Below are 17,311 nucleotides of genomic sequence, written 5' to 3' on the forward strand. Positions count from 1 at the left end.
GTGGGACAATCCGGATCGTTGCGGCACGGTGCGCATGCGCCAGGATCAGTGACGCTGCTCCATCTGCTCGATGTAGTTCTGCCAGTACTGGTTGTTGTAGCCAGCCATTTGCAGACCGACATTCATGAGCAGGCCGAAGATGACCAGTCCGGTCGTGATCCAGCACCACAGCTTGGCCTTCTTCGATGCGTCCTCGGCACCCGCGCGGTCACCGGCGCCGAGCTTGCTGTTGACCTGCGAGGCGAACACGATCGCGACCACGCCCGGAATCGCGCCGACGACACAACAGACGCAGAAGGCGACGATGGTGATCAGGATCGCCCAGACCAGGTAGTTGGGAATTGGCCCGTACTGCTGCGGCTGTTCCGGCGGAAATGACGGCGGTGCGCTCATTACTCTTCCCCTAAGTGATGAAGGATGGATCCCCGGCAGGCCGATGGCCCTGGCGGCATCCTAGCAGCGGCTCTTTGCCAGCGTCATCGTGGAAATAGTGACAGCCCATGCCGCTGCGCGGAGAGTGCAACTCTTCTCCCCGCACCGCGGGGAGAAGATGCCCGAAGGGCAGACGCCCCGAAGGAAGCACCCTTGGGGTGTGAGGGGCGCTTCTTGCCGTTGCGAAAACCGCCACTACCCGTCCACACCCCTCACGCCGCATCCCCGCGCAACTCCCGCACCGTCGCCTGCAGCGATTCGGCGGTGGTCAGGAACGGATCGATCGCCGCATCCGCCGCCACCTCCACGTGCGCACGAAAGCGCCGCGGCACGCGCATCCGCCCCAGGCGATTGTCGCGATGGCTCCACATGCTCGACCACATCCCGCGCAATGCCATCGGGATCACCGGCACCGGCCGCCGCTCGAGGATCTTCTCCACGCCCGACTTGAACTTCGCGATCTCGCCATCCCGGGTCAACGAGCCCTCGGGAAAGATCCCCACCAGCTCCCCATTCCTCAGCGCCGCATCGATCTCGTCGAACGCGCGCTGCATCACCTCGGGGTTCTCGCGCGCACCGGCGATCGGGATCGCCCTGGCGGTGCGGAAGATCCAGCTCATCACCGGAATGTTGAAGATCTTGTAATACATGACGAAGCGCACCGGCCGCGGAATGCTCGCCGCGAGGATCAGCGCGTCCATGTAGCTGACGTGGTTGCACACGATCAGCCCCGCGCCCTCGTCCGGCACGTGCTTCTCGATGCCGTGCAGCCTCAGCCGGTACAGCGTGCGCACCAGCAACCAGCTGACGAAGCGCATCGCGAACTCGGGCACGATCGTGAAGATCCAGATCGCCACCAGCGCATTGGTGATCGCCAGCGCCAGGAACAGCTGCGGAATCGACCAGTGCAACAGCCGCTGCGCCGCGATGCCCACGCCCGCCGCCAGCACGATGAAGAACGCGTTCTGGATGTTCACGCCCGCGATCACGCGCGACAGCTCGCCCTTGGGCGTGCGGCTCTGGATCAGCGCGAACAGCGGCACCAGGAAGAAGCCGGCGAACAGGCCGATGCCGACCAGGTCCATCACGATCCGCCACGCCCCCGGCTGGCGCAGGAAACCGCCCGCATCCAGCCCGGTCACCGGCGCCAGGCCGCTGCGCGCGAAGTACAGGTCGAGCAGGAAGCCGGTCATGCCGATCGCGCCCATCGGCACCAGGCCGATCTCGACCGTGCGCGCCGACAGCTTCTCGCACAGCAGCGAGCCCACGCCGGTGCCGATCGAGAACAACGCCAGCGCCAGGATGTAGATCGTCGCATCATCGCGCGGCGCACCGAGGTTGATCTCGGCGTAAGTCGGCAGGTTGGACGTGACCACCGTGCCGAAGAACCAGAACCACGACACCCCCAGCACCGAATTGCGCACGCCTTCCTGCTTGCGCGTCAGGCGCATGATCTGCAGCGACTCTTGCCACGGATTCCAGTCGATCTTGAGGTCCGGTGCCCCGGCTTCCGCGCGCGGGATGAAGCGGCTGACCACGTTGCCGGTGATCGCCAGCAGCACAATGGCTACCGCCGCCACCGCCGGCCCGTGCGCGCCGGACACCTGGAAGATCAGTCCGCCGAACAGCATCCCCGCCAGGATCGAGATGGACGTGCCCATCTCCACCAGGCCGTTGCCGCCGGTGAGTTCCTCCGGCCTGAGCACCGACGGCAGGATCGAATACTTCACCGGCCCGAACAGCGTCGACTGCAGGCCGGTCGCGAACAGCGCCACCAGCAGCACGACCATGTTCTGGGTGATGAAGCCGATCGCCGCGAACGACATGATCACGATTTCCATCGTGGTCGTGATGCGGATCAGCTTCGACTTCTCCAGCTTCTCCGCGATCTGCCCCGCCGTGGCCGAGAACAGGAAGTAGGGCAGGATGAAGATCGCCGGCGCCAGGTTGGTGTAGAGCGTCTTGTCCTCGGGGCTGACGGCGAGGTAGCCGAGCAGGCCGATGATCGCCAGCCGGTAGACGTTGTCGTTGAACGCACCCAGCGACTGGGTCAGGAAGAACGGCAGGAAACGTCGCTGCCGCAGCAAGTCGAACTGCGAATGATGGTTGGCCGCCATGCGTCCCCCGGGGTTTGGCGGGAGCCTAGCAAAACGGATGCGGTTCCCGAGCGGGTGCCGCTGGGCATTTCCTTCTCCCGCTTGCGGGAGAAGGTGCCCGAAGGGCGGATGAGGGCCGGGCGGATGAGGGACTCTCTCGCACGAACCTCAGACAACCCCGCACTCCTTCTCCCCGCGTCGCGGGGAGAAGGTCGAAATGGCGGGGCCGTTGAGGGAAGGGCGGATGAGTGCCACCCCTACCACCACCGCCGCCACCGCCCTGCCACCAGCGCGGTGATCACCAGCGCCACCATCAGCGCGATCGTGATCAGGAATCCGCGCTCCCCGCTGCGAAAAATCGGGGCATCGAAATTCATCCCCAGCACACCCGCCAGCACCGCCAGCGTCCCCAGCAGCACGGTGACGAAGGTCAGCACCCGCATCGTCTCGTTGGTGCGCTGCGCCGTACGCGTGGCGAACAGTTCGAAGCTGCCGATCACCAGCTCGCGCGCCGCCTCCACCGCCTCCATCACGCGCTCGAAGCGCTCGTTCAAGCCGCGCAGCAACGCCTCGACGTCCTCGCCCGCATCCGGGCGGAAGTCCGGACGCGCCATCGCGCTGTAGACGATGCGATGCGGCGCCAGCAGCTGCCGCAGGCGCGAGGCGGCGCGGCGCAACACCGCTAGTTCGGGTACGTGCTCACGGTGGATGGGGCGCGTCAGCAGCTCGACTTCGAGGTGGTCCACCTCGCTCTCCAGTGCCGCGACGGCATCGAAGTACGTCGTCATCTGCCAGTCCAGCACCGACGCCGTGAAACTCTCCGCACTGAGCACGCCCAGCCGGGTGTCGGCGCGCTCGCGATCGAGCAACTGCTCCAGGTAGGCGAGCGGCTCGCGGTGCACCGTCACCACGAAGTTGCGGCCCACGATCAGCGTGATGGCCTGGCCAGGAAACTCCATCCGCGTCGCGTCCGCTACCGCCACCACCTGGACAACGAACCACTCGCCGAAGTTCTGCAGGCGCGGTTTGCCATTGCCTTCCTCGAGGCAGCGCACCGCCGCCGCCAGGCCCAGCTTCTCCAGGCAGGCCGCGGCCTGCTCGCCGCGCACGTCGATCCATAGCAGCTGTCGTTCCGCTAGGGCCTCCAGGTCGATCCGCTCGACGGCCACTTCGCGATCAGTGCCGTCGGCATCGAACAGCACCGCATGCACGGCGCCGCCGTCGTCCGGCGTACGGCCCGCATCTGCCATGGCCGGGTTGGCGACCACCCCGGCCATGGACTCCAGCGCCGGCGGAAGCGTCGACGGGTTCAAGGCCGTCTCCGTCGCAATGGCCGGACGCACCCACAACGATGACCGCCGGGGCGAAGCTGTGGACACGATGACGCCATGAACGGAACCTCCCGAAAGAGGCATCCACTTTCGATAGCGCGCGGTGAAGGCAGGGCGAACCAGCGTGCGGAACTTCCTGACCGGTTTACAACGGCACGGCCGTTTCGGCCGGAATAGGATTCCGCCCGCGTCACGCGGGCGTACCATCAAGTTCTCGCCCGCCGGAGCACCGCCATGAACCGCATGCTCGTCGCGATCGCCGCCGCCATGGCCCTCGGCCTGGCCGCGTGCGCGACCACACCCGTGGTCTACACCGATTTCGATCCGTCCGCGCAGTTCGGCCAGTACCGCACCTACAGCTGGCAGGAAGAAAAGGCCGAGCGCGCCGCGCCGCTGATGCAGCAGCGCATCATCAACGCCATCGACGCACAGCTCAGCGCCAAGGGCTGGAGCCGCGCACCCAGCGGCAGCAGCGACGTCGTCGTCGCCGCCAGCGTCGACAGTCGCCAGGAATACGACATCGACACCTACTACGACCCGTTCTGGGGCTGGGGTGGCTGGGGCTGGGGTGGCTGTTGCTGGGGCCACGGCGGCTACTGGGGTGCCGGTTACGGCTGGAACAACTCCACCGTGCGCGCCTACACCGTCGGCACCCTGAACGTCGACATGTTCGACGCGCGCACCAAGCGCGCGATCTGGCGCGGCAGCGCCGAAAGCACCGTGCACCGCGATCCCGCCCGCCAGACCGCCGACATCTACACCGCCGTGCAGCAGATGTTCGCCACCTTCCCACCGGGCAGCGTGCCGACGCCGGCGCCGACGAAGCAGTAACAGCTCTCCTTCTCCCGCTTGGTCTCTCCTTCTCCCGCTTGCGGGAGAAGGTCGAAACGGCGATCAGCCGTTGAGGGAAGGGCGGATGAGGGGCGCTCCGCGGCAATAGTCGTTGAGCGCAGGGCGGCAGAGGGGACGCATTTGCTCCCCACACCAAAACAAAAAAGCCCCGCCAGTGCGGGGCCTTTTTTGTTCGGTAAAGCCCCTCAGCTATCCCACACCAGTGGCCCAATCCGATCGCGCACGACCATCTCCCATTCGCGCTTGCGGGTCACCATCTCCTTGAGGGAATAGCCGGTCGGCCCGTCGAACGTGGTCAGGCACCGCCATGTCAGGGCACCGGGGTCGCCCAGCCAATCGGGTTCGCGTTCCTCGCAGAAGATGCCGATGGCGTCCATCGCCGGGGCGTCGGCTACCTTGGGCCTGAGGCGTACGTTGTAGCGGACCGTGCAATGCGGCATGACGGCAGCTCCTGCTGACGGGGCGCATTCAGTAAGCCATGACGCACGTGAAGACCGGGATTACCCGCATGGGTGGGGGCGTGGGAACCTTCTCGGGACCGCCCTCCACGCCTTCTCCCCCGCAAGCCACGATTCCTTCTCCCGCCCTGCATTCCTTCTCCCCGCCGCGCGGGGAGAAGGTGGCGCGCAGCGCCGGATGAGGGGCAGCTCTTGCCCTCGCAACGTCGCAAAAAAGAAAAGGCCCCAACGGGGCCTTTTCTCCATCAACTAGCCGTCAAGCCACAACCGGCGCCGGCGAATCCACCTTCCGCCCATTGCCATCAAAGCGCTTGCCCAACAGCTTCTTCAACGCATCCACACCCTCATGCTTGCCCACGGCCTTGAGCACCGCATACCCCTCCAGCGCCGCCACCATCGCATCGCTGCCCAGCGCCATGTCGGTGTGGTGCGCCTTCTCCAGCAACCGCGTCAACCGCACCACGCGCGCACTGAGCGCATCGTGCGAGGCCAGATCGCGCCGCATCTCATCGATATCGAAATTGCGCGGCATCAGCCCCGCGTTCTGCGCGATCACGTCCAGCGCCGTGCGGCAGAACGCCTCCGAGCCGTCGCCCATCTTCACCACCCGCTGCCGCTGGTCCAGCGACAGCGCGACCAGGGCCGGTTCCAGCGCCGCCGTCAGCTGGTCGATCGCCGCATCCACCGCGGCCCACTGCTCGTTGCTCAGATGCGTAGCTGCAAAGTTCTGTGTCATTCCTTGCTCCTTCCTTGTAATGCGTGATGGAACTCCGTTGCAGGGCCACCATGGCCCTGCCGGGCGAGCTTAACCGAGCGCACCCCGGGGGCTTCAAGCGCGCAGGGTTGCGTGTGTACGAATCCAGGCCCCGTCGCCTGCGCACGCACCCCGGCCGCTCCGCGGCCGGACCTCGCGCGGGCTCGCGTGCAACCGGACACCTGCGTGCGTGCGCCCGGACGCCTCCGTCAACGCATACCGACACCTACGCCGGCGCAGCCTGCGTGCACGACCACGCAGGTCCACCGGTGCGCGTCCGCATCATTTCCCCTCCGCTCGTAGGCCCGCGAGCCTCGCAGTCGGGCCGGATGGGCTGCGTCCGCGCAGTTCACCCCCTTCGCGCGCACCCACTTGAACGTGGACTCACGGAGCCCAACACCTGCGCCCGCACCCTAGGAGATCAGCGATCCCCGCAATTAGGCGGCGCTTTGCGCTAGATACTCTTTAGCGACCGTCCACAACGGTTTGCCGTCAGATCGAACCCAATGCCAAGTCCCATTGATGCCGCCGGGGTTTCGGTTATCCGGGTGCATGTCCTTGAATATCTTCCAGGCCAATGCGGATACCGCATATTCCTGACCATCCTTGGCCCACACTACCGCGTCGCTTTGCCCCTGCTTCCCGGTGATCGTCGCTCTAAACGTGGCGTCAGTGCTGTCGAATTTGACCCACGACGGCAATGCGTTCTTCAGCAAGACTTCGTCGCCCGCGGCCACCAGGCCGTTCTCGAGAAGGATCTTCATCGTCTTGGGCCGAGCCTTGCGGCCAGAGGACTCGCGCACCTCTTCCTTGTTCTTGATGTCGATCAGGTACTGCCGTGCTTCGGGCAGCGGAATGATGACGCGGGGAACGATCACGACCTTGTCGTCGACCTTGTAAGGCGTGATCGAGACGCAACTGATGTCGATATTCGAGTCGCGCAGCCAGAGCACCGTTGCGGTGATCTCCTGCGAGAAGCCCTCGGAACACAGGATGATGCGCGGCTTAGTCGACAGTTCGGAGAACGAGTCGGACTCCACGAACTCGATGATCTGTTCCTTCGCGGCGAGGTCGGAGATCGATTCGTTCTCGTACTTGCGCTTGTACGCGACGTAATGCGGGACCAGCTTGTCCAGCGTCATCGACGACACCATCGCGGCGTAGCGGATCGCCTGCAGATCGGCGTAGCCGGCCGCGGAATCCCGCTTGAGCTCCACCACCACCAGGTTGCCCTGGCGATCGACGGCCAGGAGATCGAGCCGATCCGAGCTGGCGCTGAACCGGTCGAACTCGATACTCACGACCAATAGATCTTCCCCAAGGATCTCGGGGTTGGACCGTACCCACTCCTCGATGTGGGTGCGTTCCCAAATGCTCAGGCCGACGAAGCTGTTGGCGCTGACCTTGGTGGCCTTATCCAGGGCCGGAGAGATAGAGAAGATCACGGAATTCCCCTAAACGATTCAGTTGCCAGCCCGTCGCGGCCGCGAAAGGGCGATGCGCCAATGGTAGGGCCCCAACCGGGCACGGCGGCCATTTGGCCGCACCTGAGGATTGCCCGATACTCCCCGGTAGCCCGCCTCAGACGGGCAGTCATTCAGGGGCACCATGGCAGCAGACCTCGTAGCAGTAGAAAACCGCCTGTGGGCGGCCGCCGATCAGCTTTGGGCCAACACCGGCCTGAAACCCTCGGAGTTCTCCACCCCGGTCCTCGGCCTGATCTTCCTGCGCTTCGCTGACAAGCGTTTCACCGAGGCCGAAGCCCAGCTCACCGCCAAGGGCCTGGCGGCCGACGAGCTGGAGCCGATGGACTACCAGGCCGAGGGCGTGCTGTACCTGCCCGCGGAAGCCCGCTTCTCGTACCTGCTCAGACTGACCGAGGGCGACAACCTCGGCCGCGTCATCAACAACGCCATGGCGCTGGTCGAGGCCCACAACGAAGAACTCAAGGGCGTGCTGCCGCGCGCCTACAACAAACTGCCCACCGCCACCCTGGTCGAACTGCTGCGCCTGCTAGCGCCGCTGGACCTGGAAGGCGACGCCTTCGGCAAGGTCTACGAATACTTCCTCGGCAACTTCGCCATGAAGGAGGGGCAGAAGGGCGGCGTGTTCTACACCCCGACCAGCATCGTCCGCCTAATCGTTGAAATCCTGCAGCCCTTCCACGGCCGCATCTTCGATCCCGCCTGCGGCTCAGGCGGCATGTTCGTGCAGTCGGCGGCGTTCGTGCAGCGCCACCACAAGTCGGCCACGCGCGAGCTGACCGTGTTCGGCACCGAGAAGGCCGGCGACACCGTCAAACTCGGCAAGATGAACCTCGCCGTGCACGGCCTGTCCGGCGACATTCGCGAGTCCAACACCTACTACGAAGATCCACATGCGGCGCTCGGCCGCTTCGACTTCGTCATGGCCAATCCTCCGTTCAACGTGAGCGGCGTGGACAAGGACCGGCTCAAGGACGACCAGCGCTTCCCACTGGGTCTGCCCAGCACCGACAACGCCAACTACCTGTGGATCCAGCTGTTCCATAGCGCGCTCAACGCCAACGGTCGCGCCGGGTTCGTAATGGCCAACTCCGCCGGCGACGCGCGCGGCAGCGAGTTGGAAATCCGCAAGAAGCTGATCCAATCCGGCGCCGTGGACGTGATCGTCAGCGTCGGCTCCAACTTCTTCTACACGGTCACCCTACCGTGCACGCTGTGGTTCTTCGACAAGGGCAAGCCGAAGGCGCGCAGAGACCAGGTCTTGTTTCTCGATGCGCGACCGCTTTTCAAACAGGTCACGCGTGCAGTGCGCGAGTTCACCCCAGAGCAACTGGAGTTCCTGGCCAACGTGGTGCGGCTGTACCGAGGCGAGGCTCCGGAGTTCGAGAGTGACAGTCGTGCGCTGCTGGCCGAGCGGTTTTCCGAAGGTACGTATCGAGACGTGGCCGGGCTATGCAAGGCAGCGGCCCTGGCCGAGATTGAGGCGCAGGGCTGGAGCTTGAATCCTGGGCGCTATGTGGGCGTCGGCGACCGCGCGGCGGATGAGTTTGATTTCGCGGAGCGGCTGGAAGAGTTGAACGAAGAATTGGAGGGGCTCAACTCCGAAGCGCTCGATCTGCAACAGCGAATCGCTATTGGCGTCGCAAGCATTTTGGAGCGCCCTTGATGCGGAGCTTATGGCAGGAAGGCACGCTTGACGACATTTGCTTGCGAATCACTGATGGGGCACATGCGAGTCCTAAGTCAGTAGACGACGGACTGCCCATGGCATCAGTTAAGGACATGACTCCATTTGGGTTGAACCTTAAGACTGCGAGGCGAATTTCTGCAGAAGACTTTGGCCGATTGGTTCGACAAGGGTGCAAGCCAGAGGTGGGTGACGTGCTCGTGGCGAAAGACGGCGCAACCGCGCTCGACTCCGTATGCGTTATTCGGGAGCCCATAGAAGCTGTGCTGCTGTCCTCTGTGGCGATACTGCGTGCAAACAGCGACAAGGTTCTTCCACGGTATCTTCGGTACTACTTGGATGCCGAGCCAACGCGGCAGTACATGAAAGCTGCATTCACAACGGGCGCCGCGATTCCGAGGGTGGTGCTAAGAGATTTCAAGCGGGCACGAATTCGTTATCCAAATGTTGATGTGCAGCGCCGCATCGTCTTCGTCCTCTCTGCCTATGACGACCTGATCGAGAACAACACGCGGCGCGTCGCGGTCCTGGAGGAGATGGCCCGTCGCATCTACGAGGAGTGGTTTGTCCGCTTTCGCTTTCCCGCCAAAGATGAATTGCGGATAGTCGAAACAGAGCTGGGAGCCATACCTGATGGTTGGTCGATTCAGCCGCTGTCCACCATGTGTGACGTAACGGATTATGTGGCTAATGGTAGCTTCGCATCCCTTAAGCAGAACGTTATCTATCGGAGTGAGGTGGACTACGCAGTTCTTGTTAGGGGAACTGATTTCAACTCCGGATGGAAAGGCGGCTACGTCTATGTGCCAGAACATAGCTATCGTTTTCTGAGAAAGAGTGCTCTCCAGCCCGGTGACATTGTTGTAACTAATGTTGGAACCGTTGGGACAACATTTATGGTTCCGGATCTCGGTCGCCCTATGACTCTTGGGCCGAACAGTGTTCTCGCAAAGCCGTTAAAGGGGCGGAGCTTCCTCTTTCACTTTCTCCGTAGCGACGAGGGGCAGCATCGGATCCGTGGAATCACTTCTGGATCGGCTCAGTCGAAGTTCAATAAGACGGAGTTTCGTGCACTGCGAATCGTTGTTCCAGCTGACGCTGTTCTAGACGAATTTGATCGAGTTGTTTCGCCGATTCACACGCTTGCAGAGAAGCTGCGAGCGGCAAACACAAGTCTCCGGAGCGCCCGCGATCTAATTCTTCCCAGGCTGATCTCCGGTGAGTTGGACGTATCCGAACTTCCCGAGCCAGAGGCTGCCGCTGCATGACCCCGCGCAACGGCATCGGCGACATCGCCGCCGGCTACGGTGAGCTTCGGCTGGTCGAGCAACCCGCTATCGAATTGCTGGCCGAGCTGGGGTGGGAGCATCGCAATTTGTTCGCCGAGACCTTCGGCGAGCACGGCACCGAGGGACGCGAGAGTGAACACCAGGTCATCCTCACGCGCCGCCTCCGGGCGGCGTTGTTGCGTCTGAATCCCGGTCTGCCCGAGGACGCCTACGCGCAGGCCATCGACCAGCTCACTCAGGACCGCAGCAAGCAGTTGCCAGTCAACGCCAACCGCGAGGTCTACCGGCTGCTCAAGGATGGGGTGAAGGTGACCGTCCCCGACGAGCACGGCGGCCACGTCACCGAAACGCTGCGGGTGATCGACTGGACGCTGCCGGCCAACAACGACTTCCTGCTGACCTCGCAGATGTGGGTGGCCGGCGACATGTACCGCCGCCGCTGCGACCTGTTGGCCTTCGTCAACGGCCTGCCGCTGGTGTTCATCGAGCTCAAGAAGCCGTCGGTGCCGCTGCGCAGTGCCTTCGACGACAACCTGCGCGACTACCGCGGCCAGTCGGTGCCGCAGCTGTTCCACCCCAATGCCTTCATCTTGCTGTCCAACGGCTCGGACACCCGCGTCGGCACCCTGACCAGCGCATGGGAGCACTTCTTCGACTGGAAGCGCGTGCTCAGCGAGGACGAGGTCGTGGACGCCGCCGACAAGGTCTCGCTGCCGCGCGCACTACGTGGCTTGCTGGAGCCGGCGCGCCTGCTCGACTACATCGAGAATTTCACGGTGTTCGAGGAGGGCAAGGGCGGGCTGATCAAGAAGACCGCGAAGAATCACCAGTTCCTCGGCGTCAACAAGGCCATCGACCGGCTGGTGGAGCTGCGCCAGGCCAACGCCCAGGAACGCAAGCGGCTGGGCGTGTTCTGGCACACGCAAGGCTCGGGCAAGTCGCTGTCGATGGTGTTCTTCACCCAGAAGATCCTGCGCAAACTGCCCGGCAACTGGAGCTTCGTGGTCGTGACCGACCGTGAGGAGCTGGACGACCAGATCAGCAAGACCTTCAAGGCGACGGGGGCCACCACCCGCGAGGATGTGCGTGCCACCAGCGGCGAACACCTGAAGGCCCTGCTGCGCGGCAACGAGCGTTACATCTTCACGCTGATCCAGAAGTTCCGGACTCAGCCCGGCCAGCCGTACCCGGAGCTGTCCGACCGCTCGGATGTCATCGTCATCACCGACGAGGCGCACCGCAGCCAGTACGACATCTTTGCGCTCAACATGCGCAACGCGCTGCCGCACGCCGGCTTCATCGGCTTCACCGGCACGCCGCTGATCGCCGGCGAGGAGGAGCGCACTCGCGAGGTGTTCGGCGATTACGTCAGCGTGTACGACTTCGCCCGCTCCATCGAGGACGGGGCGACGGTGCCGCTGTATTACGAGAACCGTATCCCCGAGGTACAGCTCACCAACCAGGACCTCAACCAGGACCTGGAGCGCCTGCTGGAGGACGCCGAGCTGGACGAGGCGCAGGAAAAGAAGCTGGAGCGCGAGTTCGCCCGCGAGTACCACATCATCACCCGCGAGGATCGGCTCGACGCCATCGCCAAAGATGTGGTCGCGCACTTCACCGGCCGCGGTTATCGCGGCAAGGCGATGATGATCTGCATAGACAAGGCCACGGCCGTACGCATGTACGACAAGGTGCAGGCGCATTGGCAGGCCGAGATCGCGCAACTCAAAGTGCAACTGGGCAAGGCCGGTAGCGACGACCGCGAGCGCCTGATCGCCCGCATCCGGCTGATGGAAACCACCGACATGGCGGTGGTGGTGTCGCAGGGCCAGAACGAGGTCGAAGACCTAAGGGCCAAGGGACTGGAGATCACGCCGCACCGCCAGCGGATGCTAAGGGAAGATCTGGACGAGCAATTCAAGAACCCCGACGGCCCGTTGCGCCTGGTGTTCGTCTGCGCGATGTGGATCACCGGCTTCGACGTGCCGACTTGCTCGACGATCTACCTCGACAAGCCGATGCGTGCGCATACCTTGATGCAGACCATCGCCCGCGCCAACCGCGTGGCGCCGGGCAAGGAGTCCGGCCTGATCGTCGATTACGTCGGTATCTTCCGCTCGCTGCAGAAGGCGCTGGCGATCTACGCCAAGCCGACGACCGGCCAATCGGGTGAGCGTAGCGACCCGATCGAGACCAAGAAGCTGCTGGTCGCCGCGCTGGCTGAGGCGCTGGAGGAGGCGCAACGGTTCTGCGCCGCGCGCGGTGTCGAGCTTGCGGCCATTGCCAAGGCGCAGGGCTTCGAGCGGATCGGCCGGATCGATGACGCCATCGAGGCCATCCTAGGCAGCGACGAAGACAAGAAGCGCTTCATCCAGCTGGCGGGGCGAGTGGCGCGGCTGTTCAAGGCGATCCTGCCGGACCCGATGGCCAACGAACTGGCGCCGATGGCGATCCTGGTCACCTACCTCGCCGCCAAGATCCGCGCCGAGACCGAGCAGCCAGACATCTCGGGCGTGATGGGTGACATCGAGTCGCTGTTGAACGACTCCATCGCCACCGAGGGTTATCACATCGCCCCGCCTAGCCGGCCGGAGTCTTTGATCAATCTGTCGGAGATTGACTTCGAGGCGCTGCAGCAGAAATTTGCCAGCAGCCGCAAGCACACCGAAGCAGAGAAACTGCGACGCCTGATCGAGGGCAAGCTCGCCGAGATGCTCCGATTGAACCCGTCCCGGGTGGACTTTGCCGACAAGTTCCAGAAGCTGATCGACGAGTACAACTCCGGCAGCAAGAACGTCGAGGAGATGTTCGCCGAGTTGGTGAAGATCGCCCGAGAGCTCACGCAGGAGGAGAGACGGGCTGTATCGGAAGGGCTGAGCGAGGAGGAGTTGGCGCTCTTCGACATCCTCACGAAGCCGGAGCCCGCGCTATCAAACAAGGAAGTAAATGAGGTTAAGCGGGTCTGCCGAGATCTGTTGGAGTCGTTGAAACGCGAGAAGCTAGTGCTCGACTGGCGGGAGAAGCAGCAGGCCCGCGCGGCGGTCATGCAAGCCATCAAGCTCAACCTCCGCAGGTTGCCATCGGCCTATGTAAGCGACATTCGAACTGAAAAGCTCGCGCGCGCCTATGCGCACGTGTACGACCACTACTTTGGCGCGGGCGCGAGCGCTTATGGGCAATGACTTGGCGGCATACGTGGTGCCGAAATGAAGGTCCCACGACTCACGAACCCGCACCCCGTAAACACACCGGCGTGGATGGATTTTCGCATCTGGGATGCAGGAGTATTTCACTTCAACAGCGTTCCGCATATCAAGCGCGGAGCGCCGCCTCCTCATGAGCTCGACTATCTCCACGGTTTCCATAATGTCCAAACCCTTACGGAGATCCAGCAGTTCATCACTGCCCAGCTGCATGCAGACATACGTATAACTTCGGTTTGGCTGGACAAGGCGCAATATGTGGCGCCAGTCGATATGTCTTCAAGCAGCAGATCAGGCGCACTGCTCGAGCAGCGGGAGCTGTGTGATCTTGCGGTAATCGTTCGCCGAAGTGTGGGAGATAAGCACGAAAGAAGCATGTGGTTACTGCAGGTCAAGAAGCTCTCGTCGCCGATAGCAAGTCTTCCAACAGATCACTCGACAAAGAAAGAGGTCGAACTGCTTGAGGCGTGCCCGCCCTTTGAGTTTCTAGCGCAGCCTCCAAGTCCAATTTTTGACTTGAGTTCGGATTTTGGTCGGATCCCAGGAAACTACCGACACTGGAGCTTTCTGGCCGCTTACGACTACGGCTACTGCCCGCCTTACGTGGGTGCTCTGCCGCTAAGATGCCCGCATCCGTGGCAATGGAGGTGGATGGGCCGTGGAACGCCATGGCATAGCGGGTCCTTTTCTGAGCAGTTGTTGGGCATGTGTGCAGGTGTGCCGGGTGCGTTCGGTGTACGAATCGACGAGCCCGCGAACTACCCGGAATGGCATCGTTTAGCCGTGCAAATGCTTCGGTTTGGAAGGACGCGCCGTCACTCCAAAGCCGCCAGAGGGCGTCACGTCTTGAACCTTTCGGCGTACCTGCCTTCGGTAGGTGTGGGGCATGGGCCTTCATCCTTACTGAACGGGCCGGTTGGGATCGAGTTCTCGGGGCACGCACCAAGGTTTGGAGCATCGCTGAAAGGATGCCCAATCAAGACAACTGGGTTTCAGTTCCTAGATGCAACCGCGGCCGCCCTCGCTCAAGCAAAGTGCGAGGAGTTCGTTACGGCCGAACACGCGGCTGAAATGCACTATGGATTCAATGAGACTGGGGAAGAGCAGGGCCCGCCGAACGAACCTCCCCAGTCGACGGGAGAAGGGGACGGTGAAGGGGGCGGTGGGGCTAAATGCACTCTCATACTTGATGTTGTAAAGGACGCCGGTTAGCTGAAGTGGCTGCTTAGTCACGTCGCGCATTGCAGAATTGAGCTTGGGGGTGTTGAGAATGAGTGGCTATCTGAGACGCCCAGAGCGTCTAGCCGATTTGATCGCAGCCATCCAGGTGATGGGGACCTATCGGTTCGCGGTTCGACGGCTGGACCGCTGGGAGAAGCGGTTGGGGCGGATTCCCTTGAGCGCCGTGTCATGGTGCGAAGTGTTTGCGCAGCATCCGGAGTTCTTCACTGTCATCCGTGAGAGGGCCCCGCACCAATCGAACAATCCTAATGTGTCCTTGGTCTGGCGAAGGAGCAAGGAGCGCAACTTCGATACCCACGAGCACGCCACGGTGCCGCGTGAGGCAGCCGTCGCCATTGCCCAACGGGATCCCGAGGACGACGCCCAGCAGCTGAGTCGAGCGCCGCTCGATTCAAGCGAGATATCGATGCTCGTGAACCTCGCTGTCGATCTGCATGAGCGTGAGCTCAAACACAAGCAGGAGCGTCGCTGGTGGTTTGCGGCGCTGGTTGCCATAGCTGGAGTGCTAGTGAGCCTGGTTACTGCTTTTAGCGCAGTGATCAGCTAACCAACTAGTAAGCGGAAGGCAATGATGTTGGGCGATATTGTGGAGGACTAATGGACGCAAGTGACGTCATTGCGGGAATTTCATTGCTGTTTTCGGTGGTTCTTGGGGCCGTCTATCTACGGGACAGAGCCCACGCAAAGTTCTCCATCGCCAGCAGCTATACGACCGAGCTGTTGGATTGGCATAACCGTGTGATAGATCTGCTGATGCGCTTTAAGCACATCAGTCGTGAAGCTTCCGATGATGGCTATCGTGCGGATGTTTCCGCGCTCTCTTCGCTAATCGAGCAGGGCAGGTTCTTCTTCCCAAACATTCTTAAGGGAGACGCGTTCGGCGACGAAAAGCCGGCCGCCTATCGGGGCTATAGGAATCTCGCTCTTGAGTTCCTGGTCTCGTCATATAACTTGTTGCACGAGCCGCAAACTGAATTCAATAGGCGTGAACTCGACCTACTTCAAAAGCACTTCACATCCATTGTCTTCGAGATTGTTCGCCCAAAAGATCGGCTGGAGACGATCAAGAATCTGACCGATAGGTATTTCGTAAAGGATTATTCGGTCGAGGACTTCGTATCCCGCTCTGACCTACCACCATAGAGGGTTTACGTGGAGCAGTTTCCCCATAGGGCCGAGCCAACCCAGCCGTAGCGCGACTCTTCAAACGACAAATCAGGCAAGTGCATGCGAGTTCACGGCAACCTGTCCAAGTGGAATGACGATCGCGGCTTTGGATTCATCACCCCCACCCAAGGGAGCGACGACATCTTGTCCACATCTCCGCCTTCCCACGCGATGGCGGCCGCCCCCGCATCGGCGAACTCGTGTCGTTTGAGATCGAAGCCGGTAACGATGGCAAGCAACGCGCCGTCTGCGTCCAACGACCGGGGCGCCGTGCGGCTGCGAATAGGGCACGTAGCAGGGACTCGACTACGGCCACGCCTGGCCCGGTTGCCGCAATGCTCGCCCTGCTGATCGTCGGAGCGATTGGTGCGTTTGGGTACAGCACGTTCACCTCGAACCAGGCCGCCGCGCCGGCGCAGCTCTCCGCTTCCGCCGCGCCCTCCGCAGTCGATCGGTCTCGCTGCGACGGCCGCACCCGCTGCCCGCAAATGACCTCGTGCGCCGAGGCCAAGTACTTCATCCAACATTGTCCGGCCACCGAGATGGATGGGGACCATGATGGCGTGCCGTGCGAAGACCAGTGGTGCGGTGTGGAGTCCGGGTTCTAGCGGCCTAGCTTTGCGCCCATCGCCCAGCACTCTGTTCGATTCGGCGCAGTGGTGCTAACCGGAGTCACGCCTCTTGGAAACCAACCGCCCGCTGAGTCGTAAGGAGCGCCCCATGCGTCCGCGGCTGCATGCGCTGGCCCTGTTGGCCGTCTTGCTGGTGTTTGCAGTTTCGTTCGTACTGCTGAGCCGGGTAATCGGCATCACTTCGCCCTGGCTGGTGCTGTTGCTAATGTTCTACTTTCTCGGCCTCGCCAAGGTGGCCGAGCCGTTGTTCGTGCTGAGGATGCCGGCTACGCTGCGCCCGGTTCGCCACTGGGAACGAGATGGCCATGTGTACCGTCGGCTCGGCGTTGTCGGCTTTGGACGATTGCTTCGCCGGACCCCGCTTCGCTATCTGAATTCCGCCGTGTACCTCGATCGGCAGCGCAGGCATCCACTCCAGGTTCGCCATCTAGCCGAGTCGGCGGAAGCCAGTCACTTCTGGGCGGCGGTACTGTTCATGCCATATGTCGTGTTCGCCGCGCTGAGCGGCATGTGGGGCGTCGCAGCCTGGTTCCTGCTGGCGCAGGTGCTCGTCAATGTCTACCCGATCCTGCACTTGCGCCATGTCCGCGGGCGCCTGGATCGGATCATCCGCAGGGATCACGGCACAGATCGGCGCCATCTCGCCGGCTGAGGCGCGCACGCCGTGGAGCCCGGGCCCGCGAC

15 protein-coding genes are annotated in these 17,311 nt (G+C 62.8%); 9 read left to right on the forward strand and 6 right to left on the reverse strand.

The genetic code is table 11. The features are described 5' to 3' along the window. Positions 1-45: 45 nt before the first annotated feature. From ACXJJ9_RS08895 to ACXJJ9_RS08905, 3 genes are all read right to left on the reverse strand, one after another. A complete protein-coding gene (locus ACXJJ9_RS08895) occupies positions 46-393 on the reverse strand; it encodes a CD225/dispanin family protein (protein ID WP_457096830.1) in 348 nt (115 codons plus the stop codon). Positions 394-644: 251 nt separating this feature from the next. After that, positions 645-2,549: an MFS transporter gene (locus tag ACXJJ9_RS08900; RefSeq protein ID WP_457096831.1), complete on the reverse strand. Its 1,905-nt coding sequence runs from the start codon at positions 2,547-2,549 to the stop codon at positions 645-647. Between the two features lie 236 nt (positions 2,550-2,785). Next, positions 2,786-3,841, reverse strand: coding sequence for a CorA family divalent cation transporter (locus tag ACXJJ9_RS08905; protein WP_457096832.1), 1,056 nt, complete (start codon positions 3,839-3,841; stop codon positions 2,786-2,788). 252 nt (positions 3,842-4,093) lie between these two features. On the opposite strand from ACXJJ9_RS08905, the gene ACXJJ9_RS08910 reads away from it, so the two are divergent. Next, positions 4,094-4,690, forward strand: coding sequence for a DUF4136 domain-containing protein (locus tag ACXJJ9_RS08910; RefSeq protein WP_457096833.1), 597 nt, complete (start codon positions 4,094-4,096; stop codon positions 4,688-4,690). Between the two features lie 206 nt (positions 4,691-4,896). Here the strand turns inward: ACXJJ9_RS08910 and ACXJJ9_RS08915 are convergent, their stop codons facing one another. From ACXJJ9_RS08915 to ACXJJ9_RS08925, 3 genes are all read right to left on the reverse strand, one after another. After that, complete coding sequence (locus tag ACXJJ9_RS08915) at positions 4,897-5,151, reverse strand: hypothetical protein (RefSeq protein ID WP_457096834.1); 255 nt, start codon at positions 5,149-5,151, stop codon at positions 4,897-4,899. A 274-nt stretch (positions 5,152-5,425) separates the two neighbouring features. After that, entirely contained in the window at positions 5,426-5,905 is a 480-nt protein-coding gene (locus ACXJJ9_RS08920) for a hypothetical protein (protein WP_457096835.1), read from the reverse strand. A 455-nt stretch (positions 5,906-6,360) separates the two neighbouring features. Next, positions 6,361-7,368 (reverse strand): hypothetical protein, encoded by a 1,008-nt coding sequence (locus tag ACXJJ9_RS08925; protein WP_457096836.1) that lies wholly within the window; start codon positions 7,366-7,368, stop codon positions 6,361-6,363. A gap of 163 nt (positions 7,369-7,531) precedes the next feature. Between ACXJJ9_RS08925 and ACXJJ9_RS08930 the strand changes: the two genes are divergently transcribed. The 8 genes from ACXJJ9_RS08930 to ACXJJ9_RS08965 all read left to right on the forward strand — a co-directional run bounded on the left by ACXJJ9_RS08930 (position 7,532) and on the right by ACXJJ9_RS08965 (position 17,279). Beyond that, entirely contained in the window at positions 7,532-9,073 is a 1,542-nt protein-coding gene (locus tag ACXJJ9_RS08930; protein ID WP_457096837.1) for a type I restriction-modification system subunit M, read from the forward strand. A gap of 206 nt (positions 9,074-9,279) precedes the next feature. Beyond that, a complete protein-coding gene (locus ACXJJ9_RS08935) occupies positions 9,280-10,362 on the forward strand; it encodes a hypothetical protein (RefSeq protein ID WP_457096838.1) in 1,083 nt (360 codons plus the stop codon). Beyond that, the gene (locus ACXJJ9_RS08940; protein WP_457096839.1) at positions 10,359-13,565 is read left to right on the forward strand and encodes a type I restriction endonuclease subunit R; all 3,207 of its coding nucleotides are present in this window, start codon (positions 10,359-10,361) and stop codon (positions 13,563-13,565) included. Before ACXJJ9_RS08935 ends, ACXJJ9_RS08940 begins: the two co-directional genes overlap by 4 nt. 75 nt (positions 13,566-13,640) lie before the next feature. Beyond that, positions 13,641-14,798: a hypothetical protein gene (locus tag ACXJJ9_RS08945; protein ID WP_457096840.1), complete on the forward strand. Its 1,158-nt coding sequence runs from the start codon at positions 13,641-13,643 to the stop codon at positions 14,796-14,798. 58 nt (positions 14,799-14,856) lie between these two features. Then, on the forward strand, positions 14,857-15,375 hold the full coding sequence (locus ACXJJ9_RS08950; protein WP_457096841.1) for a hypothetical protein: 519 nt from the start codon (positions 14,857-14,859) through the stop codon (positions 15,373-15,375). 50 nt (positions 15,376-15,425) lie between these two features. Next, positions 15,426-15,971, forward strand: coding sequence for a hypothetical protein (locus ACXJJ9_RS08955; protein WP_457096842.1), 546 nt, complete (start codon positions 15,426-15,428; stop codon positions 15,969-15,971). 359 nt (positions 15,972-16,330) lie between these two features. Continuing rightward, positions 16,331-16,603, forward strand: a complete 273-nt coding sequence (locus ACXJJ9_RS08960) for an excalibur calcium-binding domain-containing protein (protein WP_457096843.1) — start codon at positions 16,331-16,333, stop codon at positions 16,601-16,603. A 112-nt stretch (positions 16,604-16,715) separates the two neighbouring features. Continuing rightward, positions 16,716-17,279 (forward strand): glycosyl-4,4'-diaponeurosporenoate acyltransferase CrtO family protein, encoded by a 564-nt coding sequence (locus ACXJJ9_RS08965; protein WP_457096844.1) that lies wholly within the window; start codon positions 16,716-16,718, stop codon positions 17,277-17,279. Positions 17,280-17,311: the final 32 nt, after the last annotated feature.

This window comes from Lysobacter sp. P5_B9 (genome assembly GCF_054049835.1).